The organism is Streptomyces sp. NBC_01334 (assembly GCF_035983595.1).
GTDB classification, from domain to species: Bacteria; Actinomycetota; Actinomycetes; order Streptomycetales; family Streptomycetaceae; genus Streptomyces; species Streptomyces coriariae.
This window is the reverse complement of record NZ_CP130718.1, coordinates 1,316,378-1,340,242: the sequence shown is the minus strand read 5'-3', so window position 1 is coordinate 1,340,242 and position 23,865 is coordinate 1,316,378. Positions and strand designations below refer to the sequence as shown.

The 23,865-nt window shown below is 65.8% G+C and carries 15 protein-coding genes and 2 pseudogenes; 10 read left to right on the top strand and 7 right to left on the bottom strand.

Annotated features, from left to right (window positions below; all coding sequences use genetic code 11):
- The first annotated feature begins 408 nt into the window (after positions 1 to 408).
- The 7 genes from OG736_RS06165 (at position 409) to OG736_RS06135 (ending at position 9,342) form a co-directional block, all read left to right on the top strand.
- Entirely contained in the window at positions 409 to 1,041 is a 633-nt protein-coding gene (locus OG736_RS06165; RefSeq protein ID WP_327181517.1) for a helix-turn-helix transcriptional regulator, read from the top strand.
- Positions 1,042 to 1,313: 272 nt separating this feature from the next.
- Positions 1,314 to 1,865 carry a DUF4232 domain-containing protein gene (locus tag OG736_RS06160; protein ID WP_327181516.1) on the top strand — a complete coding sequence of 184 codons (552 nt, stop codon included), beginning with the start codon at positions 1,314 to 1,316 and terminating at the stop codon, positions 1,863 to 1,865.
- 359 nt (positions 1,866 to 2,224) lie between these two features.
- A complete protein-coding gene (locus OG736_RS06155) occupies positions 2,225 to 3,544 on the top strand; it encodes a pyroglutamyl-peptidase I (RefSeq protein ID WP_327181515.1) in 1,320 nt (439 codons plus the stop codon).
- A 222-nt stretch (positions 3,545 to 3,766) separates the two neighbouring features.
- Positions 3,767 to 4,756, top strand: coding sequence for a 2-oxoglutarate and iron-dependent oxygenase domain-containing protein (locus OG736_RS06150; protein ID WP_327181514.1), 990 nt, complete (start codon positions 3,767 to 3,769; stop codon positions 4,754 to 4,756).
- 502 nt (positions 4,757 to 5,258) lie between these two features.
- A complete protein-coding gene (glsA, locus tag OG736_RS06145) occupies positions 5,259 to 6,863 on the top strand; it encodes a glutaminase A (protein ID WP_327181513.1) in 1,605 nt (534 codons plus the stop codon).
- A gap of 97 nt (positions 6,864 to 6,960) precedes the next feature.
- Positions 6,961 to 7,980, top strand: coding sequence for a glutamine synthetase GlnII (gene glnII / locus OG736_RS06140; protein ID WP_327181512.1), 1,020 nt, complete (start codon positions 6,961 to 6,963; stop codon positions 7,978 to 7,980).
- Positions 7,981 to 8,061: 81 nt separating this feature from the next.
- Entirely contained in the window at positions 8,062 to 9,342 is a 1,281-nt protein-coding gene (locus OG736_RS06135; RefSeq protein ID WP_327181511.1) for an ammonium transporter, read from the top strand.
- A 179-nt stretch (positions 9,343 to 9,521) separates the two neighbouring features.
- Here the strand turns inward: OG736_RS06135 and OG736_RS06130 are convergent, their stop codons facing one another.
- On the bottom strand, positions 9,522 to 10,628 hold the full coding sequence (locus tag OG736_RS06130) for a heparin lyase I family protein (protein WP_327181510.1): 1,107 nt from the start codon (positions 10,626 to 10,628) through the stop codon (positions 9,522 to 9,524).
- A 1,203-nt stretch (positions 10,629 to 11,831) separates the two neighbouring features.
- Between OG736_RS06130 and OG736_RS06125 the strand changes: the two genes are divergently transcribed.
- Positions 11,832 to 12,317, top strand: coding sequence for a DUF4442 domain-containing protein (locus OG736_RS06125; protein WP_327181509.1), 486 nt, complete (start codon positions 11,832 to 11,834; stop codon positions 12,315 to 12,317).
- A 468-nt stretch (positions 12,318 to 12,785) separates the two neighbouring features.
- On the opposite strand, the gene OG736_RS06120 is transcribed toward OG736_RS06125, so the two are convergent.
- Together OG736_RS06120 and paaK are read right to left on the bottom strand one after the other, a co-directional pair.
- The gene (locus OG736_RS06120) at positions 12,786 to 13,382 is read right to left on the bottom strand and encodes a DUF3455 domain-containing protein (protein WP_327181508.1); all 597 of its coding nucleotides are present in this window, start codon (positions 13,380 to 13,382) and stop codon (positions 12,786 to 12,788) included.
- A gap of 538 nt (positions 13,383 to 13,920) precedes the next feature.
- A complete protein-coding gene (gene paaK, locus OG736_RS06115; RefSeq protein WP_327181507.1) occupies positions 13,921 to 15,258 on the bottom strand; it encodes a phenylacetate--CoA ligase PaaK in 1,338 nt (445 codons plus the stop codon).
- A gap of 595 nt (positions 15,259 to 15,853) precedes the next feature.
- Here paaK and OG736_RS06110 point away from each other — a divergent pair.
- The gene (locus tag OG736_RS06110; protein WP_327181506.1) at positions 15,854 to 16,786 is read left to right on the top strand and encodes a phenylacetaldoxime dehydratase family protein; all 933 of its coding nucleotides are present in this window, start codon (positions 15,854 to 15,856) and stop codon (positions 16,784 to 16,786) included.
- 38 nt (positions 16,787 to 16,824) lie between these two features.
- Positions 16,825 to 17,844, top strand: coding sequence for a carbon-nitrogen hydrolase family protein (locus tag OG736_RS06105; RefSeq protein ID WP_327181505.1), 1,020 nt, complete (start codon positions 16,825 to 16,827; stop codon positions 17,842 to 17,844).
- 1,263 nt (positions 17,845 to 19,107) lie between these two features.
- Here the strand turns inward: OG736_RS06105 and OG736_RS06100 are convergent.
- The 4 genes and pseudogenes from OG736_RS06100 to OG736_RS06085 all read right to left on the bottom strand — a co-directional run bounded on the left by OG736_RS06100 (position 19,108) and on the right by OG736_RS06085 (position 23,699).
- Positions 19,108 to 20,023: pseudogene (locus OG736_RS06100) on the bottom strand (IS982 family transposase).
- An 85-nt stretch (positions 20,024 to 20,108) separates the two neighbouring features.
- On the bottom strand, positions 20,109 to 21,047 hold the full coding sequence (locus OG736_RS06095) for a MerR family transcriptional regulator (protein WP_327181504.1): 939 nt from the start codon (positions 21,045 to 21,047) through the stop codon (positions 20,109 to 20,111).
- A gap of 785 nt (positions 21,048 to 21,832) precedes the next feature.
- A pseudogene (locus OG736_RS06090) lies at positions 21,833 to 21,952 on the bottom strand (VOC family protein); the annotation flags it as partial.
- A gap of 529 nt (positions 21,953 to 22,481) precedes the next feature.
- On the bottom strand, positions 22,482 to 23,699 hold the full coding sequence (locus OG736_RS06085) for a cytochrome P450 (protein WP_327181503.1): 1,218 nt from the start codon (positions 23,697 to 23,699) through the stop codon (positions 22,482 to 22,484).
- Between the last annotated feature and the right edge of the window lie 166 nt (positions 23,700 to 23,865).

Sequence of the window (23,865 nt, the reverse complement as noted above, 5' to 3'; positions counted from 1 at the left end):
AGCCCTTCGTTCACATGCCGGGCGGAGCTCGAGGGAGCCCCTCCAGCGGGCCGGGCAAGCGGACACAGCCGCGCCCGGCGACTGAATCCCCGCGATCCCGGCTGTGCGGTCGAGCCGACGTCAGCCCTCAGTCAAATCACCCCCGAATCCTCCACCATGGCGGCACGCGGATGGCGGGCCGGCTGGTAGATGCCGCGCCCCGACCTGGCGAGGATGGCTCGGCGACCGCAGACGCGCCGTGCAGTCGGACGGTCTCCGCCGGACTGTCGCCCCTACGCCCGAACACGCGTCGAGCGGAACCCTTCCCGCTGAACGGCCGTCCAACAGGGCAGGCGAACGCCTAGGAGCGCGGCGGCACATGCTCGCCTGCAGCTGTCATGCACAAGAAGATCACTGCGTGGAGTGCACGTGGACCCCATTAGCGTTGTCGTCATCACCGCCGACCCCGTCGCGAACGCGGGCATGGCTTCCTACCTGGAGGACAGTGCAGCAACCATCCTGATGCCCAGTGAGCGGCAGGCTGAAGCGGATGTCTGCCTCCTCGTCGAGGAGTGTGTCTGCTCTGCGGCGGTCCTGCGTATGGAACAGGTGGCCAGAGAATCCCGCCGCCCGGCTCCGCGCATGGTCGTCGTCGCAGACTCCGTGCAGAAGCAGCCCCTGCTCAAGGCCGTGCACTTCGGGCTGAGCGGCGTCCTCCCCCGAAAGGACGCCAACCGGGAACGGGTCATCCAGGCGGTCATCGGCGCCCACAACGGCCGGGCGGATTTCTCGCCGGTCATGGTCGCCTGGCTCATCGAACACCTGCGCGTCATACAGCGCGACATCTTAAGTCCTCGTGAGCTGACATCATCTGGCCTGCTCAGTCGTGAAGTCGAGGTGGTAAAGCTGCTCGCGGAGGGACTTGACACCGCAGAGATCGCGGAGCGACTGAGTTACTCTGAGCGCACTGTCAAGAACATCATCCACGGCATGCTGTCTCGGCTCGATCTGCGCAACCGCACCCATGCCGTGGCGCACGCGGTCCGGCATGGCGTCCTCTGACTGACGTCACGTTTGAAAGCGTGCGCGGCGGCGCACTGCGGCGCAAAAGCAGTTACATGGCTGACCCCAGCGGATGCTCAAGTGAACGCGCATGGCTCACAGCACCCAACTGGCCGCGAGAGCAGCTGCATTCCGTGGCCCTGTGGCGCAGAACACTCAATGTCGGTGACTCAATGTCGAACCTCACCGCGTGGTCCATCGTCGAACGAGACGTCTTCCGCCCGTGACGCACCTGTGTTGGCCCATCGACATCAGGAGAAGTGGCTTTACCCATGAGATTTCAACCCCTGCCCGACTCCCTCTCATCCTCGCGATGCCACCTGCCCCCCGTGGCCGTCACCGTCGGTGCCGCAGCGGTGTTGATGCTCATGGGCGGATGCGCGGCTTCCGCCGAAACTCAGCCGTTCCGGCCCACGGTGACGAGCCACGAGACCGACCCAAGCGTTGACGGCCCAACAGCCGCATCCACGGCCGGCGCCGAGCCTCGGCAGTCGTCGTCGCAGAGTCGGGCATCGGGCCAACCGGATGGAGACGCCGGCGCACCGCAGAGATGCCGGACGAGCGACCTCACGCTGTCCGTCGGCATCGGCGCTCCCGGCGCGGGCCGGCAGAGTTTCCCCCTCGTCCTGACCAACAAGTCCGGTGCCACCTGCACGGTCCAGGACGATCCGGGAGCCGAGTTCCAAGACTCGAAGAATGATCCGATCACAGCGGGGCCTGCGCGTACGCGAGAGGCGCGCACGGTCGTCCTTCTCCATTCCGGCACAAGCGCGGTGGCACTCCTGTCATTCAGCGCACCCTCGGGCTCGGTGCCGTGTCCATAGCTCCGGATCGCCTCCTGGTCACGCCGCCGGATGAGACGCAGCCCTTGACGACGGCATGGAAGAACGGCCCGGTGTCGACCGCCGGCAAATCCTCGGAGTTGACCATCTCGCCCTTCCGGTCCGCATCCGGGGGCTGACCCTCGAACGAAGAGGCGGAGGCCTCGGACGCCGAGGCAACAGCATGCACTCAATGGTGAGTGATGCGTCAGCGCGCTCAGCGGCGTTTTCGGGCCGAGTTCCGCACCGCTTGTGGCAGAGGCTGAGTAGAGCCCTGCAGCGGCAAAGCACTCAGACGGCCACGGCCGCCGCATTCCGCCGAACCATTGCTAATTGACTGAATTGACCCAAAGGAGATGTGTATGTCCACCACGACCCATCGATCACGAGCGGGAAGCGCGATGAACCTGAGCATCAGCGTGAGCCTGGCAGCATACCTTTCCCTCACTGCCCTGCCTTCTGCCACGGCCCAGGCGGTGACCAGTGCTCGCGTCGCCCCTGCCGCGGTGTCGCAGCCGACGGCGGAGGAGCAGCGTTCGACACTCCAGGTCCCGCAGGAAATCCTGAAGAGCTCACAGATGAAGAAGAGACTCGACTCCTTCAACAAAGCACTGAGCCGCGTATCCACGTACGAGCAGGCCCAAAAGCTCATGGCGGACACCGGCCGCAATGTGTGGCGACAGGCGGTGGCACAAGCCCAGGGCAAATCGCCGCAGGACGCTGCCCTGGGAGCGGACGACGACAGGGCTCTTTACTGGACGCGCCTCCAGATGACCTTGGGCGTGAGGCAGTGGAAGCCACCGTTCGCCATCTCGTCCCGCCAGCGAGGCGCTCTCGTGACGCGACTGGAGAGGGCCTCTCGCGGTGCGGAATCGGTCACCTTCCCTTCCGGCGGCAGCATCAAGCACATACTGATCACAGGATTTGACCCCTTCCAGCTGGATGACGACATCCGGCGCAGCAATCCCTCCGGAGCGGCGGCGCTGGCCCTGGATGGAACCACCATTCGCACCTCTTCCGGGGAAGCACGGATCGAGGCCGTCGTTTTCCCTGTGCGGTGGCAGGACTTCTCCGAAGGAACAGTGGAACGGACCCTGCTGCCCTATTTTCGCCCGGGACCCGAGCAGGTGGACATGTTCGCCACCATCAGCCAGGGCGGCATCGGACACTTCGACGTGGTCCGCTATAACGGGAACTGGCGCGGAGGTTTTCCCGACAACGACAACCTAGCCCGCACGGGGAGCATTCCGGTGCCGGCCGGACTTCCTACGGTGAACCCGCAGCCCCAGTGGACCACGACGAGTCTCCCCTACGGAGAGATCACCGCCCACGGCACGGGCCCCTTCCCGGTGAGGGACTTCACTGCCGTCACAGAGATTCCAGCGGGAGCCACAGACCAGGTCGACCAGCCGGACGGCCCCACCCCGGGGTCCACACCGCGGGCCGGGGGCGCCGGCGACTATCTGTCCAATGAGATCGCCTACCGGGCGACGTTGCTTCGCGATGCTCTGCACGCGTCGCTTCCCGGCGGCCATATCCACACACCGGTTCTCGAGTTCGGCGGCAGTAACAGTGATCCGAACGCGGGACAGATCAGCGACCCCGTGTTCCTCAGGAACCGCGCCGCGATCACGGCTCAGGTGCGAGCAATCATCAAGGCCGCAGCGAAGCAACTGCACTGAGTCGAGGGCGCCGGGCTCGCGCCGCGTGGTCGCGGACGGCCGCATCTGCGCGGTGACGCTACAGCCACGGCCCCGTGCGGGGGAGTGTGAGGCAGCTCCGTTCCTTTCCTGCTATCGCGACGGTTCCGTGATGGAAGCTGCGGGTGGAGAAGGCCTCCGCTCCCAGGAAGAACCCGAAGGGGCACTGCGAGTATCGCCACGCCCCAAGTCGTAGGAGTTGAGATGCACAGCGCCATTCCTGACATCGACCTGTCCCAGTGGCGGTCGGTCTCTGCCTCGAGACGAGCCGTGCTGGCTGCGGATCTCGACCGATCGCTGCGCGAGACGGGCGTATTCTTCCTCAGCGGCTTCGAGATGCCCATGGGGCTGGAGGAGGCTCTCAAAGCCTGCGGCCGAGCCTTCTTCGAACTGCCGAATGAAGTGAAGAAGTCATGTGTCGCCGAGACAGCGAGCGACCATGGATGGAACCTCTTGGTGGAGGATGTGCCCGCGCCCGAGAACGGCAGGTTGCCGACATCGCCACTGCATCACGGCCATCAGAAGGCTTTCCGCATCGGCAGGGAGAACCTTGCCGAAGAAATGGCGCTGGACCGATTCTATTACCCTCCCAACCGATGGCCGGAGAGCGCCGCCACCCTCAGGCTCATCGCGAGTCGCTATACGGCCTGCATGACGCGGGTGGCTCAGGAGGTCAATGCTCTCCTGGCCGAAGTCCTGGGCCTGGACGCCGACTTCTTCGCCGGCCATGCGACCGAGGCTTGCTGGACGCAGCATGTGATGTGGCACCCTCCGGCGGACTGCCCGGCGTTCGTGGAGCGGCTGCCGGCACGCCGCCGATTCGGCGCGGATGTCGGGCTCTTCACACTACGCAGCCAGGTCGTGGAACTGCAGGCGGTGAGTTCCTCCGGTGAATACTCCACGTGGCAATGCCCGGATGGCTCTCTCATCGTCAACCTGGGATCGCTCATGGAACGGTGGACCGACGGGCGCTGGCGAGCTCCGCAGTATCGCTTCGTCACTCCGAGTTCCCTCTTGAGGGAGGAGGAGACCATATCCCTGGCGTTCTCCTTCGAGGCGGACCCGGAAGCGTGGATCCAGCCCCTCGCGGAGCCGATCGGCGGGGGCGCCGGACATGAGCCGGCACTCTCTCGCTTCGCCGTTCTGCAGAAGCTGGGCGTCACTGTCCCAAGCGACGACAACACCTCCTGGTGACGGTCTTCTCCGCGCTTCGTCGAGCCTCCGGGGCGAGGGCCTGCTACGCCGGAAGGTGATGCTGCGGCCGGCGAGCAGGCCGCGTGACGTATCGCGCCCGAAGTCATGCGGAGGAGCGTGGAACGACCGCCTCCCATCTATTCGGGGGCCAGGTGTGCCGAGCAAGAAGTGCCTTCACAGGGCGATTCATATTCTGCAGACATTCAAAACGTATACCGCGGAGACGCCGGCGGGCGTGAGCGCAGTGCGACCCGCGACGCTGACGTTTGGTTCGCTCCGACAACAACGTTCACGTGAGGATGGCTTTAAGTCTCCTTCGGTTCGTCAGGGAGGATGTGAATCACGTCACTGCAGGTTTTATTAGGCACTGACTCGTGACGGAAAAGGCACGCTCGTCCTCCGATCGCCTTCGTTCCGTCTCGGGCATGGCACGCTGTGAGCGTGTGGCAGCAGTCGATCGCCCGCTGGTACACGCAATAGTCTAGTGAAATGGGGTGCTGCGGTGGCGAAAACGGCCGAAGGAATAAAAGTAAAAGCCCATCCTGAGCAGAACATCGCGCGGTACGAGCGGCTCTTCGACTCCTTCAAGAAGAGCACTCAGGGCGCGATTTCCGTCGCCGAGCTCGTGGCGCGACTTGAACGTACGGGCATCAGCTCTGCCGACCCCCGTTTGGTGGGCGCGTTGAGCAGCGGTGGTTCGGCGGGGGATGCCCAGCTTGACCAATCCCAGTTCGCCGCCCTGTGCGGCCGCTCGGGTGGCCTGGTCAACCGAGCACTCACCGGCGCTCTGGCGATACCCGACTTCGCATCCTTCACCTCGGACGTGACGGATATCTATGAGAATCTGCGCGCCGATGATAAAGGGAGCGTCGCTGATTACATACCACAGTTGAAGCGCGTTCCTCCTGATTTGTTTGCAATATCCGTATGTACGGTCGATGGGCAGCAATTCAGTATCGGAGACTCCAGTAGGCGCTTTTGTGTTCAGTCGGTGTGCAAGCCCATCAATTACGCTCTCACGCTTGAGGAGCACGGGCCGGAGGTAGTGCACCGGCATGTCGGACGAGAGCCCAGCGGAAGCGGCTTCAATGAACTTTCGGTTAATGGAGAAGGGCTCCCGCACAACCCGATGATCAACTCCGGGGCCATCATGAGTTGTGCACTGGTGAAACCATTGCAGGCCATGGCCGACCGATTCGACTATGTCGCCGAAACGTGGCGCAGACTGTCGGCAGGCCGTCCCGTCGGATTCAATAACGCGGTCTACCTCTCAGAAAGGCAGACAGCCGACCGAAATTTCGCGCTGGGATACTTTATGCGCGAGCACAACGCTTTCCCGGACGCGACCGATCTCCTGTCCACATTAGAATTCTATTTCCAATGCTGCTCCATCGAGTTGGACAGCGTGGCCCTCGCGTCCACGGCTGCCGCGCTCGCGAATGGTGGAGTCGTCCCGCTCACCAACGAACGCGTATTCTCCACCGGCACCGTGCAGAAGTGTTTGTCCCTGATGTCGTCGTGCGGTATGTACGACTATTCAGGGGAGTTCGCCTTCACCATCGGCCTGCCGGCCAAGAGCGGCGTATCGGGCGCCTTGATGCTTGTCATCCCTCAGGTGATGGGGATAGCGATCTGGTCTCCCCGCCTGGACCTGCTGGGCAACTCGGTGCGTGGCATCGGCTTCTGCCGCGAGTTGGTCGACAGGTACAACTTTCACGTCTATGACTCCCTGGTCGCGGGCAACAGCGAGGGCGGCAAGCGCGACCCACGCCTGAAGAAGGACCAGACAGCCATCGACGGCACGGTACGCCTGCTGTGGTCAGCCAGCATCGGTGACCTCGACGGCATCCAGGCAGCCCTCGCCGGCGGGGTCTCGGCGCGCTCCCAGGACTACGACGGCCGTACGGCCCTCCACCTCGCGGCGTCCGAGGGCCACATCGACGTCATCGAATATCTGCTGGACCACGGAGCGGACGCAGCCGCTGAGGACCGTTGGGGCGGTACCCCCCGCAGCGACGCCGAGAAGGCCGGCCACCCCGAGGCCGTCAGCGCACTGCGCGGGCCGGTCGGCCCGGGCCCGGGCCGACCCCGGAAGACGACCAGTTGAACTTGGGGGCGGCAGCGCGGATCGCGCCGATACCAACCTGTCAGCCCCCTGCCACCTACGTGCGCTCCGCACGAGAACAATCACTGAAAGGGAATCCATGAGTTACCGAGCCGAATACATCTGGATCGACGGCGGCGACCCCACTGCGCGGCTGCGCTCCAAGACGAAGATCCTCGACGACAACGCCCTCCCACCGGTGTGGGGGTTCGACGGCTCCAGTACGAACCAGGCGGTGGGCCACGCCTCCGATTGCGTCCTCGAGCCGGTATTCACCTGCCCGGATCCCATCCGGGGCGGTGGCGACCTGCTGGTGCTCTGCGAGGTCCTCGACACCGCCATGGTGCCTCACGAGTCCAACAGGCGGGCCCGGCTGACACCGGTTGCCGAACGCTTCGCCGGCCAGGAACCGCTGTTCGGTATCGAACAGGAGTACACCTTCTTTCGAGGGGGCAGGCCTCTGGGCTTTCCCGACAACGGATTCCCGGCTCCGCAGGGCGGCTACTACTGCGGAGTCGGAGCCGATGAGATCTTCGGCCGCGAGATCGTTGAACAGCACCTGTCCTACTGCCTTGCGGCGGGACTGAACATCTCCGGCATCAACGCTGAGGTGATGCCCGGTCAGTGGGAGTTCCAGGTGGGTCCGCTTCCCCCGCTGGAGGTCGCCGACCAGCTGTGGATGGCTCGTTGGCTGCTCTACCGCACCGCCGAAGAGCACGGAGTGTCCGTCACCCTGGACCCCAAGCCGGCGCTCGGTGACTGGAACGGCGCCGGTGCCCACACCAACTTCTCCACGCGCAGCATGCGTGAGAATTACGACGCGATCATCACCGCCTGCGAGTCCCTCGGTCACGGAGACAAGCCGTACGAGCACCTGCGCTTCTACGGCTCGGGTATCGAACGCCGTCTCACCGGCCAGCACGAGACCTCTACATGGGGTGAGTTCAGCTATGGCGTCTCCGACCGTGGTGCCTCGGTACGCATCCCCTGGCAGGTGGAAGCCGACAAGAAGGGCTACATCGAGGACCGACGACCCAACGCCAACATCGACCCCTACGACGTGACGCGAGTCATCGTCGACACCTGTTGCGCGGCCCTCGAACGCGCCGCCCAGGTCTGACCGCTTTCGTAACCGTTGTCCTTCCGCAGCGCCCCCACGTCGATCCGTGGGGGCGCTGGGCTCCACGAGGGGAAATATCAAATGAACGGTGCAGACACGGCCTTCGTGCTGATCAGCGCCGCCCTGGTCATGCTGATGACTCCCGGCCTCGCCTTCTTCTACGGCGGCATGGTCAGAGTCAAGAGTGCCCTGAGCATGCTGATGATGTCGTTCGTCTGCCTCGGCGTCGTCAGCGTCCTGTGGATGCTCTACGGCTACTCGCTCGCCTTCGGCGACGACATCGGCGCAGGCCTCGTAGGAGGCCTGCGCTACGCCGGACTGGCAGGCATTTCCGGCGACTCACTCACCGCGGAGGGAGGCATACCCGTTCTCGCCTTCGTCCTGTTCCAGTTGATGTTCGCCGTCATCGCCCCGGCCTTGATCAGCGGAGCCCTTGCCGACCGAGCCAAGTTCAGCGCCTGGATCCTGTTCGTCGCCCTGTGGACGACCGTTGTCTACTTTCCGGTGGCACACTGGGTATGGCACCCCGAGGGTTGGCTGTTCAAGCTCGAGGTGATCGATTTCGCCGGGGGCACCGCAGTCCACATCAACGCGGGCATGGGCGCCCTCGCCGCGGCGCTCGTCGTCGGTCGTCGTATCGGCCTGACACAAGAGCAGATGCGCCCCCACAGCCTGCCGTTGGTCATTCTCGGGGCGGGGCTGCTGTGGTTCGGCTGGTTCGGCTTCAACGCCGGATCGGCGCTCGCCGCCAACGGCACGGCGTCCACCATGGCCGTCAACACCCAGGTCGCGGCTGCCGCAGCCATGCTCGCATGGCTCGGATACGAGCGAGTCCAGCGCGGATCGTTCACCACCGTGGGCGCTGCTTCAGGCGCCGTCGCCGGTCTGGTTGCCATCACACCCTCAGGTGCTCATGTCACCGCCGGCGGCGCGCTGGTCATCGGCTTGGCTGCCGGAGTCATCTGCTGCGCTGCCAGCGGCTTGAAGGACCGGCTTGGCTACGACGACTCCCTCGATGTCGTGAGCGTCCACCTCGTCGGCGGGCTGGTCGGCACTCTCCTCGTCGGGGTCCTTGCCACCGGCGGCCGGGCAGGTCTTGCCCAGCTCGGCCGCCAGGCCGTCGGGGCGACGAGCGTAATGGTGTACTCCTTCGTCCTGAGTTGGCTGATCGCCAAGCTCGTCGACCGGACCATCGGCTTCCGTGCAACCGAGGACGAAGAGATCACCGGCATCGACCTTGCGTATCACTCCGAAGTCGCCTACGACTACAGCACCATCGGAACCTCCGCCTCCGCGGCCGGACTTACTGCGGCGGAACTCGGTGATCGCGATCTGTCGCGACTCGATGCCAGCCGGGACTGACCGGCGCCGACGGCTGCTGTTGCCCATGTGATTGCCGCCTTCTGTGTAGGGGACTCTGCCGGCGGCGGTCGTCTGTACCGGATGCCACCCTGGTCTTCGGCACGCCCCCTCCCAGGCAATCGCCGGTCCTCAAAGAGCGCCGGGTGGCGCAGGACTTGCGGCGGGGGCGGCCGGTGACCTCAGCGGCGGTGAGCCCCTTGTGGTCCGGTGCGTCGCCGGAAGAGAAGGAAGGCGCCACAGGCCAGCGCCGCCGCACTGGCGGCGGCGATGCCGATCACCCCAGTCGGGCCGGTGCTCGAAAGCGAGGACCCGTTCTCCGTCCGTGTCTCACGGGGTGCCCCGGGAGCGGCGTCGGCGGTGGCCGCGGGTGCGCCGCTGGTCGGTGCCGCACTGGCCTTCGTGGAGGGGGACGCGGAGGGCGAGGCGGCAGAGGTGGAACTGGAGAGAACCGGGGGACGTGAGGGAGAAGCGGCGCCACCGGTCGTTGTCGGGAGCGGGTTCGGTGCGGAGCCGGCGGCTGTGCTGGTGATGGCGATGTCGTCGATGAAGAGGACCGCCTCGGATGCTCCGCCCCGCTGCGTCGGCCCCTTTTCCGGGCGCCAACCAGGTCGGTAGGCGCCGATCCTGAAGTGCGGCGGCTGCCCGCGGTGGTAGTTGTTGGCACCCTGGTGCGAGCCCACGTTGACACCATCTCGTGCGACGGCGATCGAACCGGGTGTAGTCGGGGAGGACCACGTGATGTCGAAGGTCCACTGGTTCCAATGGCCCAGACGTGCCGCTCCGAGCGGGATGATCTTCTCCTGTATCTCCCCACCGCTCATCCAGTGGATTTTCAGCTGCCAGTCGGCGCTGTGGATCGAAAGAGCCACGACGGGCTTGATCCGCAGCGTGTCGTCCTGCGTGCTGAACCACTGGGCGACGATGGTGTCGAAGTCCTGCTCTTGCCAGTCACCGGGAAGGTAGTTGGCGAAGCTGAAGCGATGACTGCCCGCGTCGAGACCCTTGATGACCAGCTCGGATTTGAACGAATGTCCGTCGTTGGGGATGTTGACGCGCGCGGCCTGCCCCGACCTGCCTCCGGGCGCGGGCCCTACGAGAACGCGGCCTGCGCCGTTGATCGCCATGAACGGCAGCTTCTGGGAGGGCGATTCGAAGTCGTAGGAGACGGAGTCGGCAGCGGCGGCCGGGGAGGCGGCGGCCACACCGAGGACCAGCAGGGCGGTGGCACATGAGGTCAGGAGACGGGCGGGATGACCAGCGTGCGACGGCGGCTTTGCGAAGTGCATGGGCGTTTCCTCGTACGGGGGGCGGAACTTCGACCAGTGGCCGATGGGGGGGCGGAGGTCGCAGCCGGGGAGCTGACTGGCGGAGATCGCGGGGACGGGGAGGGGAATTCCGGGCGGACGAGGCCCGATACGACCGGGCAGTCCTGGACCCCTCAGATGTACCGTCGCGCCGCCGAACACCCCCGGCACGGTGCTTCAGTCACTCGCCCGGTGGTTCAAGCTGCGTTGACCCTACTGGGCGGCGATGAGGAGAACCAGTGAAGAATGCCGCCCTTCCGTAACGAACCGCTAACTACGCTCGCGGGGCGTTTGGTTGGTGACTGCCTACCTCGGGCGGAGTCCCTCCAAGGGCCGTGTCGCCGACGGTCTGGTGCCCAACCCACTCTCCGGCGCGGAGAAGCAGACGACGGACGCGTGCCGACCGCCTCCGCGAGTGCCACCTTGACCGACCGGGACGGGCATAGTCCGTCGTCGAAGGCAACTTCCCATCCATGGCCGGCCTGCCGTGGACCGTGCCGTTCGTCATCCGTACGTTGCTCGTAGCCACAACGTCGGGCGCGTCGGCGCCTTGTCAGTCGCACGCTGCGAACGCATCACCAGTACGCCGACAGAAATCGCGCGAAACGCGCGATGCGTCTGCCGCGGGATCATGCCGGAACGGATTGACTGCTCGAGCAGGGGGGGGTGAGCCAGACCTCGGCGACAGGAAAGTGCACTTCGGGCGCAGGATGCGCATGCGCACTTACCACGGCATGCAGCACTGCCGAGAGCGTTCCCGCGCTGGGGGCACTTGCCTCAGGCTGTCACTCGGGAGGCGAAAGAGCTTGCCATGGTGCGTGCGTCCCTCCGCGGGCGCGGGCTAGCGGTTCCGCAGTCATGGGTCACCAACTGTCAGGGCCGCGCGTCTGCTGTTGAACGCCGTCCGGCCGTGACGATCAAGAGCGGGCACGGACGGTGATGAAGCACTTCCCATGCCGTCCTGCCGATGTGGGCGGCGCGTCTGGACGCGCCGCCCACGCCTGTCGGGCGTTGAACACCCCCATGACTACCATCCGCCAAGTCGTGAGGGTCCCTTGCTGCCTGCTCGAACACGCCTCATTGCCTGCTCTGGCATTCATCGCCTGATGCCCGTTGAGCTGTGGTCGTCTTTGATCGTTTGATAGATGCTTTGCATGCCGAGTTCGTCATCCGCGGAGGGTCGCAGTGAATACAGATGGGTCCGACATCGGCGCCGTACGTCTGGAGGCCGTGCGGGCGATGTTGTCGCAAGCTATGCCGTTTACCCGGACGATCGGCTTGCAGTACGTCGACATAGCCCGGGACCGAGCAGTTCTGCGTCTCCCCGATCGAGCGGACCTGCACAACCATGTGGCCGGCCCACACGGTGGTGTCGCCTTCACTCTGGCCGATTCCGCGGCAGGCGCCCTGACCCTTGCGGGCTTCTCCGACTTACTCGATCGCTACACCCCGTTCCTGGCGCAGGCCACCATCCGCTATTGCGCCGTGGCCATGGGAGACCTCACTGCCGAGGCCCGCACCGTGCAGGACAACGGCGTTGTGCGCCGCAACCTCGAGGCACGCGGCAAGGCGCGGTTCGATGTCGAGGTGCAGATCCGCGATTCATCCGGTGCTCTCACCGTGGAAATGACGGCCAATGTTGCTTTGACGGGGAAGGAGACACGGCCCTAGCAGGCTACGTGGCCTCCGTACCGCCGAGAGTTCCGGCGCGGGGCTCGAGCGGCACGCGGGCCGGGGCGGAGTTCCGCTCGACGGCCGGGGAGGCTTCAGCAGGAATCGCCGGAGCCCTTGATGCGGCAGCGGCGGCGCGCCCTCACGCGTACGGTGAGGCACGTACTCGATGTAGGCACGAGTGAGTGCTTGTGTGAGCTCGTGTGCCCCGTCCCATCGGCTGTCGAGCGTGTGAGGCCCGTGCCATGAACACTTTTGGCGTGGCCACCGATCGGGTGGCCACGCCAAAAACGTTCATGGCACGGGAGTTCGTCCCGCTGGGAGGACTGCGAGAACCTACACACAAGATGGGGAAGGGCCTCGTCACGAGCGGGCGGGCTGGTCAGCCGCCTTCCGCGCTGTCAAGGAAGCGGTGACTTCGACTGACTCAGCGGAGGAGCTGAGCGATCGATATCCCCAGCCCAAGGATCACCCGTCGGCGGGCGTCGACGGGGACGGCGAGGCGATGAACTCGTAGACGGCGCTGTAGGGGACTTCCACCGTCGGGTTCGCTGCGGGATCGCAGGGCCCGGTCGGGGCGACACCGCCCTGGGTATTCACCCGGCGGATCTTCGTCACATTCGCCAGCTTTCCGGTGGGAAGGCCCGTCTGCGTGGCGGTCAACTCCAGCTCGGGGATGTTGCCGGCACCGTGCGGAGTCTTGCTGGTGACCGTCGCCGTCACGGCGCTGCCGTCCGGCGCGACCCACTGCGGCGGCCCGGAGGCAGGGTTGACGAACGAGTGCTTGATGCCGCCCTTGAGGGTGGCGCGGACATCGCGCTGGGTGAAGGCGAAGGTGCCGTCGGGCTGCTGCGTGCAGGCGTAGATCTGGACGCCGGAGCGCACAGGCGCCTGAAATGTTCCTGGCGTAGGCTTGCCCGGATGGCGGACGGCATCCGGGCGCGAGTCGCTTTCTGAAGCGAAGCCCAACCCGGTGGTCACCGCGATGGTGCATGACAGCGCACTGACGCCGAGTACAAGGCCGATGATCTTCTTCGATTTGCTCGGGGTCCGCTTTCGGGTCATGGAGTTCCTCTGTTGGGTAGTTGGTGGGCAGGGATGCGAGCATCGTGCGGCAGCTCGTGGCGCTGGCCTGATGGAGGCCGCCCTCTGGGCTGCGGGGTGCGTGGGCGCTCTGCAGCCTTCGTTCGGCAGGCTTGGGCCCGGTTTTCCGCAACTGCGTCCATGCGCATCGGGCTGGTGCCTAGCGGGGCGTTGTGGATACGGGGGAGCCGTCCAAATGCCCCGCTAGGCATGCCATCGAGTGTCAGCGGACTGAGCACCTGGGACCCGTGGGAGTCTGGGAACCCAGGCAAGAGGCCGGTGAGACCCGAGCTGGCCCCTACAGGATGGAGTGCGGACACCGGCGGTATGCACACGGTGCCGGAATGGGAAGACTGTGTTGCCCTTGGGCGGCACGGGGAGGGTGGGCCGCCCAAGGGCTTCACCCCTCAGGCCTCAGGGCGGGTGACCGGTCGCGATTCAGCCTGCGCGGCCGCTCGCTCGGCCGTGCCGCCGGCGGCCTACCCGAGGCCCGGACGTGAGCTGGGCTGACATCCTCCGGTCAGGCGTTGCGCAGGTCCCTGACGCGGAGGATCTTCCCCGTGGATCGCTCCAACTCGCCAGGGTCGACGACGGTCACGTCGATGGTGACGCCGATGCCGTCCTTGACGCCCTTGGCGATCATTCGAACTGCGGCCTCGCGCTGTCCGGCCAGGACGCCAGGACGTGCTTCGACGCGGACGGCCATGTGGTCCATCTGCTCGCTCCGGGACAGTTCGATCCGGAAGTGCGGTGCGACGCCAGGCGCACGCAGCACGATCTCCTCGATCTGACTCGGGAAGACGTTCACCCCCCGGAGAATGATCATGTCGTCACATCGATCGGAGATCCTTTCGATGCGGCGGAAGGCGGGTCGGGCCGTGCCGGGCAGGAGTCGGGTCAGATCGCGGGTGCGGTAGCGGATCACAGGCTGCGCTTCCTTGGTCACCGAGGTGAGGACGAGCTCGCCGCGGTCGCCCTCGGGCAGCACGTCACCTGTGACTGGGTCGACGACCTCGGGATAGAAATGGTCCTCCCACACGTGCAGACCGTCCTTGGCCTCCACACACTCCTGCGCGACGCCGGGGCCGATCACTTCGGACAGGCCGTAGATGTCGACGGCGTGGATGTCCAGGCGCTCCTCGATCTCGCGCCGCATCTCCTCCGTCCACGGTTCGGCGCCGAAGATGCCCACCTTCAGGGAGCTGGTGCGCGGTTCGACGCCCTGCCGTTCGAACTCGTCGAGGAGAGTGAGCATGTAGGACGGGGTGGCCATGATGATCTCCGGCTCGAAGTCCTGGATGATCCGCACCTGGCGCGCGGTCATGCCGCCCGAGGCGGGGATCACTGTGCACCCGGCCCGTTCCGCGCCGTAGTGGGCTCCGAGACCGCCGGTGAACAGGCCGTAACCGTAAGAGATGTGCACCTTGTGGCCGGGGCGGCCACCGGCGGCACGGATGCTGCGGGCGACGACATCCGCCCACATCGACAGGTCGTTCTCGGTGTATCCGACCACCGTAGGGCGCCCGGTCGTGCCACTCGAGGCGTGAATGCGCTGTACTCGTTCCAGGGGCACAGCGAACATGCCGAAGGGGTAGGTATCGCGTAAGTCAGCCTTGGTCGTGAAGGGAAACCAGCGTAGATCCTCCAGCGCGTGGCAGTCGTCCGGCTTCACTCCGGCTTCGTCGAATTTGGCGCGGTACAACTCCACGTTCTCGTACGCGTATCGGAGTGTCGTCCGTAGCCGGTGCAATTGAAGAGCCCGAAGCTCTTCGAGGGACACTCGCTCGGCTTCATCCAACAGGTGAGCGGCAGGTGGCTTGCCGCGGTGGGCGGTCGGCGTCTTCGGGCCGTTGGTCATCTTCGATTCCTCGTCTTCCTGATCGTGGAACTGTGTCGCCGCACGTGGGTGCTCAACTCGGTGCGCGCCGACTGCTCAGGCCACCGATACCGGATCCCGAGGCGGGATCAGTGAGACTGTGGCACCCGCCAGGGCGGCGGGGAGGGCCACGGACGACGGCCGATCGGGCACACGAGTCAGCGAGAGCGGTTGGTTCAGGGCAGCATGGGGGCGGGGAAGGGGAGAGGGCCGCCAACTGTCAGTGCGTCCATCGACTTGCAGTTGGCGGCCCGAACGCAACCCTCGCCCCGCTGAACAGGTGAATCGCGTGGCAGGCTCAGGTAACTCAGTCGTGCCCATACCTGTCAAGTGAGCTACGGGCAGTTCACCCATGAGGCGTCGAACCAGATGCGTCGCGGTGAAAGTACGGGTCGGCCTCTTGCCGCGCCCGGTCAACGCCCTGGCCCCTGACAGTCGCAGCGGGCTTGCCTGGTCAGGAGTCAATGCACCCAATGCCATCAACACCGGAGGACGTATGCCCCCTATGGGACCGCCAGGCCATGCACCACGCTTCACCGCCTACACCTCGCGCCTGCCTCAAGGTACCGAGGCATTCGTGTTCGCCCAGTACGCCTGCCAGGCAGCGACGGCACAGGCCGCCGCGGGTGGTGCCGCTGCGCTGGGAGAGTGGTTCGCCGGAGCACACGGGCCGGACGTACTGGACCGCGGATCGTTCGTGGACGTCGCCGGCGCCCACAACGTTGTTTGGATGGCCTACTGGGTCGATCCGGACGCGTACGACCGGTGGCAACGTTCTGAGCCGGCGCGCACTGCGTGGGAGCAGTTGCCCACGCATGGACCGCTCGCGCACTGGCGAGAGGTGTGCGTCATCCCGGCCGAGCGCACGGAGAGCCTGCACACCCATCGCCGCGAACTCTGCGCAACCAGTGGGCTGTCCCAACACGAGACCGTCGAACTCGCCGAGACCCGCGTGCACGACTATTGGGGCGCCGCCCGTGACCGCATCCCGGCGTCGGCGATCGACGGCCTGGAGCCGTCGATCGGCGCCTTCGCACCACAGCCCGCTCGCGACGCCCCCGGGCCGGGGGGCCGCGTCAGCGTGACGGTGCCCGGCGAGGTGGCCCTGATTCGTACCGCGCAGGACTGGTCGGAGAGCACTCTCTATCGTGAGACGTACTTGACCGAGGTCAAGCCGGTCAAGGACCGCGGCGTCGACTACCTTGCCGACACCCCACAGTCAGGTTGTATCGCGGCGCGCAATATCGCCGAGGAGACGGCCGACGGTTCACTGATGCAGCGTGCCTGCACTGTCGCTTGGTTCGCTTCGCTCAGTCATCTGATGGACTGGTGCCGTGAGGACCGAACTCATCTGGAGATCTACGAGAGCTTCTTCCGGATGATCGGCGGTGGTACAGGTCCCCTCGACATTGCGTTCTGGCACGAGGTGTCGGTCCTGCCCAGCGGCGCGGTCACCGCCGAGTACATCAATTGCCATGCGCGGACTGGCTTTTTGCCGCTCGCCGGCTGACAAGCCCCGGACACTGTACGAGAGATGAGGAGAAGACCATGGTCGACTACACGGGTACCTTCAGGGCCGCCGTGGTGCAGGCGGAGCCGGTGTGGCTCAACGCTGACGCCACGATCGACAAGAGCATCGCGCTGATCGAGGAAGCAGCTGGCGCCGGAGCGCAGCTCATCGCCTTTCCCGAGACCTTTATTCCCGGATATCCGTGGTGGTTATGGCTGGACTCGCCCGCGGCCGGCTTCGCCTTCCTCGGGCGGTACCACGAGAATTCGATCACGCTCGACGGGCCTCGCTTCGAGCGCCTGACCGCCGCAGCTTGCGCCAACGCCATCACCGTGGTGGCCGGGTACAGCGAACGCAGCGGTGGCAGCCTCTACATGGGGCAGGCTCTGATCTCCGCCCAAGGCGCGCTCGTACACGCCCGTCGCAAGCTCAAGCCCACGCACGTTGAACGCACGGTCTTCGGCGAGGGTGACGGATCCGACCTGGTCGTCCACCGGACGCCCCTGGGCCGTGTCGGGGCTCTGTGCTGCTGGGAGCACCTGCAACCGCTCACCAAGTACGCCTTGTTCAGCCAGCACGAGCAGGTGCATGTGGCTGCTTGGCCCAGCTTCTCGGTGTACAGGGGAGCAGCCCACGCACTGGGTCCTGAGGTCAATACCGCCGCCTCTCAGATGTACGCAGTCGAAGGGCAGGTCTTCGTCCTCGCGCCGTGCGCAACCGTGGGCGATGCCGCCATCGAGATGTTCTGCGACACCCCCGTCAAGGAGCAACTGCTTCAGCGCGGCGGCGGTTTCGCCCGGATCTTCGGCCCCGACGGCCGATCCTTGGCCGAGCCGCTGTCCGAGGACGCCGAAGGCATCCTGTACGCCGACATCGACCTGTCCGCCATCGCCCTGGCCAAAGCCGCCGCCGATCCCGTCGGACACTATGCGCGCCCCGATGTCACCCGCCTCCTTCTCGACACGACGCCTCGGCGCCCCGTCGAGGATTCCGCGGTTGATTTCGTTGAAAGCCCCGAGCCGCAGTCATCCGTCGAAGCCATGACGGCAGAGGATTGACCACGGCCGTCGCCGTTGAATGGTGCAACGGTCAGGGCTGCGGGGGATTGAGCATGCCAGCGCTGACGGTCGGACTTCCCATGCAATTCGGTCTGCCAGCACACAGCCTGCCGGACGTCCACAGTGGGGCCGGGACTGGTCGAGCGCCGCGTAGGCACTGGCTCCGTCGAAGCACGCACCGGCCGTATTTCTCGCGCACCCCGCAGTGAGAGGCGGAGACCGCACTGGCGTAGTTGCGTGGGTGACTTGGGCAATACTTTTCCGTCGCCAGCCATTCGGGCAGTGCCGGTTCGCGCGGTGGCGGGTGCCCGTCTGTCCCCTCTGTCGTCGGCCGCGTCTGATGGAGCGGACGTTGTTCCCAGAAGCGGTTACCGTCTGGCGCAAGCGTTCCCATCAACCGGGCCCTCTCGGGTTTATCCGCAGGGTCTGGTTCCACCTGGACATTCTCGCGTTCCAAAAAAGGAGTTACATTGAATTCCACCGTCTTGCGAGCCGTCTTGATCCTCAGCGTCACGGGTTTGCTGTCTGTGACGGCAGCGGTGTTCCCCCATGGCTCAAGTGCTGGGGGCACGGAGCGAGTTGTAGCCGGGTGCACGTTCATGAACTGTGGAGGCGCGCCTTCCTGGTAGACGATGTGGTGTCTCGAAGCTTGAGGCTCGGTTCTGTGCCGGCTGCGGACGGCTCTACGGGCTCTGCGGCCGAGTACCGGACGGGCTCGCGCCGGGAGGGCCTCTTGCAGTTCATCCCGAAACCCCTTCTTGCGGGATCCGGCGACGCACTGGTGGCCACGCTTGACAGCGGGGCCCACTGACACCGTCCATTCCATAGTGCCGATGGCGTTGCCAATCGCTTAACGCTGCGACTCGGCTCCGGTAGAGATCGCTGATCCCTGCCGGGGCCGAGTGTCTGACGTCGGTGGCGATCTGGTGGGCGACGGCCTTCGGGGCAGGGTGTGAGGGCTGTCGTCCGGGCGAGCGCCAGAGAACACGCGGACCTCGTCGTCCTGCGCGGGTGCCGGCATGCCGCTGAGGGAGGCGTTCCAGGCATGTCGGGGCAGGCCATACAGTTGGGCCGTGAGGCAGATGGCTGCCGCCAACGTGGAACGTGGCAGACGGAGGCCGGTCCGACGCGGTTCGGCCGGGCCGGGGGCGCACCACTCGGGGCGGTCGTGGGGCGGACGGAACCCGGTAGGTCGAAGTTGCCTCGGTCTCGAGCCTGGGCCAGACAGGCCTAGATGAATGAGTCCAAGAGGTGTTGTTGCGGTCAGTGATCGTAGGCAGTGAGTGATCGCTTGATGGGCTGTCCAGTTTGGTCGTTGTGCCAGATCGCCGCTGTGAGTGCGAGGATCCGGCACAAGACCCGGGCTGACACCCCTGCAGGGCTCTTGCCGCCGTGTCGTTCCAGGTTGAGCTGCCCCTTGAAGGTCTGATTGATCGACTCGATGACCTGCCGCAGCGGTTTGAACAGGTGTGAGCCGGCCGGCTCGGCTTCCCCCTTGCGGGCTGGCCGCAGCAACTTCAGGTGACGCTCGGCAAGGCCGTGCTCGAACTCGCGGCCGAAGTAGTTCTTGTCCCCGATGATCGTCTGCCCGGGGTGAGCGGCGAGGACGTGTGGCGCGGTATCGAGCATGTCGCGCAGTGTTTCGCGCTCGTCCGCCTTGGCCCCGGTGAGTGCGAACAGGACCGGCAGTCCGCCGAGTGTGCACACCAGGTGCAGACGCAGCCCCCAGAAGTATCGCGAGTGTGATGCGCAGTAGCCGTACTGGGCCCAGCCTGCCAGGTCCGAGCGTTTGACCGTCTCACGGGAGCAACCGCAGCCGACCGGTGTGGAGTCGACCAGCCACACATCGTCGCTCCACAGTGAGGTATCGCGGGCCACGATCCGGATCATGCTGGTGAGCAGTGAGAACGCGGCGCGCAGCCGCTTGTTGTAGCCGGACTGCTGGGGCACGTAGGGAAACAGGTGGCCGAAGTCCCGCCCGACGCGGCGAAGCCAGCGCCGCTCAGAGGTGCATCCGAGCAGCGCCGACATGACCGCGAGCGTGATCAGCTCGGCGTCACTGAGCGTGGGCGTGATTCCGACGGCAGGCCGCCACGGCGCCCAGCCACGGCGAAGCCTTCAACTCGTCGTCAATCCGGGCATAGAGTGCCGTTGCGAGAGTGTCCAGGTTGTTGGTCACACATCGACGTTGGACGCCCTCGTCTCATGTCCGCAGGTGATCCTCTGGACTCATTCAGGGATCCGGGGCGTGCCCACTGCGGTGACTATGCGGCACGGTCATTTCGCAGGGCCTGGATGAGCCAGGGATACACCGGGATCAGGTTCGGTACTACCTGCCAGCCGTTGACGATCCATACCAGCTGCCAGTATCGGTCTACCCGGGGATCGTGCGCCTCTTCGAACTGCTGGGCCATCCAGTTACGGAATTCCGTGTCAGGGGTGCGCGCGAGCACCTCGGCGAAGCGGTGCACGAGGTCGTCGATGACGGGTGCGACTCTGTTGCTGAGCGGGTCGATGCCCGACTTCCTGGCCTCGGCCACCTTCTGACGGGTGAATTCCATCAGTTCCTCGCCGGCATCGCATTCGATGTCGAGCGGGCGCCCGGCGGCCTGGCGTACGGCCGCTTGGCGCATCCGGGCACGGAAATCCTCGTCGCCGACCAGCTCGGCGAGCTCCACCCACGCAGCGACCTGCTCGCCGGTCGGATCATCGGGGAGGTCGGGAGTGGCAGCGCGAACCATGGCCACCGCGGTCGGGTCGGCATCCACTGTGCCGACGGTGCCATCCACGAAATCGTCGATCAGACGTCGGCGTTCCTCGCCGGACAACTGCGTGAGCCTGTGCATGAGCTTGGTCTCCTCGGGACTGGACCCGCGTCTGGCCACGACTCGCAGAACGCTCCGACGCAATTGCAGCACCCGGATCTGGACGTCCATGGCGTCGGCGTGCGCCGCGGCGACTTCCGCCACCGAGAGCTCGCGGTCCAGTACCCGTTGAATCGTGGCCAGGTCCATGCCCAGCTCGCGCAGTGTGCGCAGGAGTTCCAGACGAAGCAGCGCGTCGAGGTCGTAGAGCCGATAACCGGCGGGGCTACGGGTGGTCGGCGCTACCACCCCCGAATCGGAGTAGAACCGGATGGTCCTCACGGACAAGCCGGTCCGCCGGGAAAGCTCCCCGATCGAGTAGAGGGTCGTAACGTCCATGTCCCCCACTCTGCTGCCTCCAGTCACTGGAGACTCAAGGCCATTCCTCAGCTGGGCCCCGACCTAGACGTCCACCGAGTCGCTGAAGCATGCGTCGCGTGCTCTCCGCTGACCTCCAGAATGAAACGGGCACGCCTTGCACGTGCTGGGCGGGCGATGGCAGCGACATGCGACACCACTCTCTGGCGGCCTACGGCTACGAGCCCTTGGACTCAATCATCTAGGCGTACACGGTAATGGCCGACCCCCGGGTCGTCGCGCGCGGAGGACGCCGCATGGTCACCGGGGAACGGACCGACGAGGTCTCCTGCACGTTCGATCGCTGTGCCACATTTGACCTGGTCGGCAACGGCTGCCGAGTAGCCCGAGGCCTGCCCGCTCCGCTCTACCAGGGCCCGAGCCTGCGGCTTCTCGCCCCCTGGCGCACACGGCAGTGTCCGCCAGGGGGACGATGCAGACCGGCGGCGACGTCACGGATCTTGACGACCAGGAACGGGTCCGGGGGATCCTGAAGGTCAAGGTAGGCCAGATCCGCAGCACACCGGCCGGCGAGATCGCCTCGGCTTTGGAAGTTCCCGCTGCGACCAGTGCGTCCTGCCCCAAGGTGTCGCTTCGAGGGTGCGGACCACCATCTCCTCGGCCTGGGAGTCGGATATGGTCCGCGGGACTCGTCGCCCAGCCGGGACCCGCCGGTACCGGGTTTGCCGCTAGGTCCTGTCGTCCTCTCGAAGTCAGACGACGGCAGGCGCGGCACCTATCGTTCGCGCCTGCCGCATTGCGGCCTTTCAGTCCTGCGGTGCGACGCGGATACGGTTCCCGTCAGGATCGGCTGCGAGGAAGGTCAGCCCGAACCCCGCATCATAAGGCTCGCGCAGGATCGTGACCCCCTTGGAATTCCACTGCTTAGAACCCGTAACAGGATCATGGGTGGGCCTGCCGGTCATCTCCCGTCCACCCCGGCCGCGATTCGCCGGCAAGTGCGACTCCAGCCGAGCCCACTCTGCATCAGAGAGATCCCCTCCCGCCCCATGACCCACGGAACGAGATTCCAACCGAAGCGTCACACGACCCATCGGACACGGCCTGGGCGACGGTGCCACGGTTCACCCCCAGCCGCGCCGGCCGGTTCGGCCCGCACCCCAGCGCACGAGCAGCCGACGCACCCGACTTCCCTTTGCCCGGGGACGCCATAGCGGGTCTGACCGGCCGGAAAGTTGCCAAGGGTGTCAAGGCGTGACCGTGGCCGGGCCGGGAGGAACCCTTTCCCGCAGCACCCCGGGACCGCCTTGTCGCGGGGGCGTGCAGGTGGAAGGGCCGTCCGTGGTCGTCAAGGACGAGCTGAGCACCCGGCTCCGCGGGCAGGCCTCAATTCAGTGCCGCATGGACTTCGGAGACGATGCGTTCCCGCAACGCTGCGGCCCCGAAGCCCCGCTGTCATGCGGTAGCGGTGAACGTCACGGGCAGCGTCACAGGACCGCGGGTGAACACTCCCACTTCCACTCCAGTGAATCCTGCCGCACATGCCATGTCGGGCAGGGAGTCGAGCAGATGATGCAAGGCGGCCGAGAGCTCGGCTTCGGCGAGGAGAGCGCCGACGCAGAAGTGGCGGCCCAGAGCGAACGACATGTGTTTGGCAGCTGCGCTGAAGGCGTTCGCCGGGGAAAGGTCCTCACGAAAGATGTCAAACCTGTCCGGCGAGGAGAAGCGCCGTTCGTCCCGGTTGGCCGAGCCGATGAGACAGGTGACGGTCGCCCCCTGTGGAACGGTACCGCCACTGAGCTTCACCTCGTCGGAGGTCTGCCTGGTGATCATCTGAACGGGAGAGCCGAAGCGCAGGGTTTCAGCGATGGCATGGCCGATGAGGCTGCGGTCTTCCCGCACGGCTGCCAGTTGGTCGGGATGGGTGAGCAGATTGAGGAGCAGCTGAGAGAGGGCCTTCTGCGGCGGTTCCCCGCCGCCTGTGACCAGCAGACTGCAGAAGGCCCTGATGTCGTCGTCGGTCAGGTGCGTCCCGTCCACCTCAGCCTTGCAGAGAGCGGAGATGAGGTCGCTGCAGGGGTTCTGTCGGCGTTGGCTGATGAGCGGGAGCAGGTAAGCGCTGAACTCGGCGCGTGTGCGCAGCCCGTCGGCAGCCACCTGGGGATCTTGGGCAAAGTTGCCGAGGAAGGCGACGATTGAGGTGTACCAGCGGTGCAATGCCGGACGATCTGCAGGGGCCAGACCGAGCAGGTCGGCGATGACATTGAGGGGGAAGTGCACAGCGAACTGTGCGACCAGGTCGGCATGGCCCGTCCCGCGGAAGCCGTCGATCAGGGCGACGGCGTTCTTCTCGATGAGGGGGATGACGTGTTCCTTGAGGGCTGTGCCGCGGAACGCCGGCGCCACGAGCGCGCGCGTCACGGCATGCTCCCGCCCGTCCATCTGCAAAATGGTGCGGCCGTGCACCGGCTCGAGCTGCCAGCGATAGTTGTCGCTGGTGAAGCGCGGGTCGGTGAAGGCGGTGCGGACGTCCTCGTAGCGCGAGATGACGTAACTGGCCGTCGGTTCATGCCATAACAGCGGGTGGTCCTCCCTCAAGCGCCGGTAGGCGGGGTAGGGATCCGCGTCGAACGCGGGAGAGAAGACGTCAAACGGCTGAGCCAGGTGTTGCACGGTGGTTCCTCACGGCGCTGCGAAGGGACGGTGTGCTGCATTCCCGATCTCCTGTCGAGTGAGTGCCGACTTTTTGACGATTCGGCCGGCAGGGGCGGTTTGCGCAGCGTGGGCAAGTCAACCGGAGCGCTCGATGTCGCAGCCATGATGCCGACGTATGGGTGTC

What these genes read in the sequence shown, in the direction of transcription:
- OG736_RS06095 (WP_327181504.1), bottom strand. Translation starts at nt 21,047, where the DNA reads ATGGACGTTACGACCCTCTACTCGATCGGGGAGCTTTCCCGGCGGACC.
- glnII (WP_327181512.1), top strand. Translation starts at nt 6,961, where the DNA reads ATGAGTTACCGAGCCGAATACATCTGGATCGACGGCGGCGACCCCACT.
- OG736_RS06105 (WP_327181505.1), top strand. Translation starts at nt 16,825, where the DNA reads ATGGTCGACTACACGGGTACCTTCAGGGCCGCCGTGGTGCAGGCGGAG.
- OG736_RS06130 (WP_327181510.1), bottom strand. Translation starts at nt 10,628, where the DNA reads ATGCACTTCGCAAAGCCGCCGTCGCACGCTGGTCATCCCGCCCGTCTC.
- OG736_RS06160 (WP_327181516.1), top strand. Translation starts at nt 1,314, where the DNA reads ATGAGATTTCAACCCCTGCCCGACTCCCTCTCATCCTCGCGATGCCAC.
- paaK (WP_327181507.1), bottom strand. Translation starts at nt 15,258, where the DNA reads ATGACCAACGGCCCGAAGACGCCGACCGCCCACCGCGGCAAGCCACCT.
- OG736_RS06135 (WP_327181511.1), top strand. Translation starts at nt 8,062, where the DNA reads ATGAACGGTGCAGACACGGCCTTCGTGCTGATCAGCGCCGCCCTGGTC.
- OG736_RS06120 (WP_327181508.1), bottom strand. Translation starts at nt 13,382, where the DNA reads ATGACCCGAAAGCGGACCCCGAGCAAATCGAAGAAGATCATCGGCCTT.
- OG736_RS06155 (WP_327181515.1), top strand. Translation starts at nt 2,225, where the DNA reads ATGTCCACCACGACCCATCGATCACGAGCGGGAAGCGCGATGAACCTG.
- OG736_RS06150 (WP_327181514.1), top strand. Translation starts at nt 3,767, where the DNA reads ATGCACAGCGCCATTCCTGACATCGACCTGTCCCAGTGGCGGTCGGTC.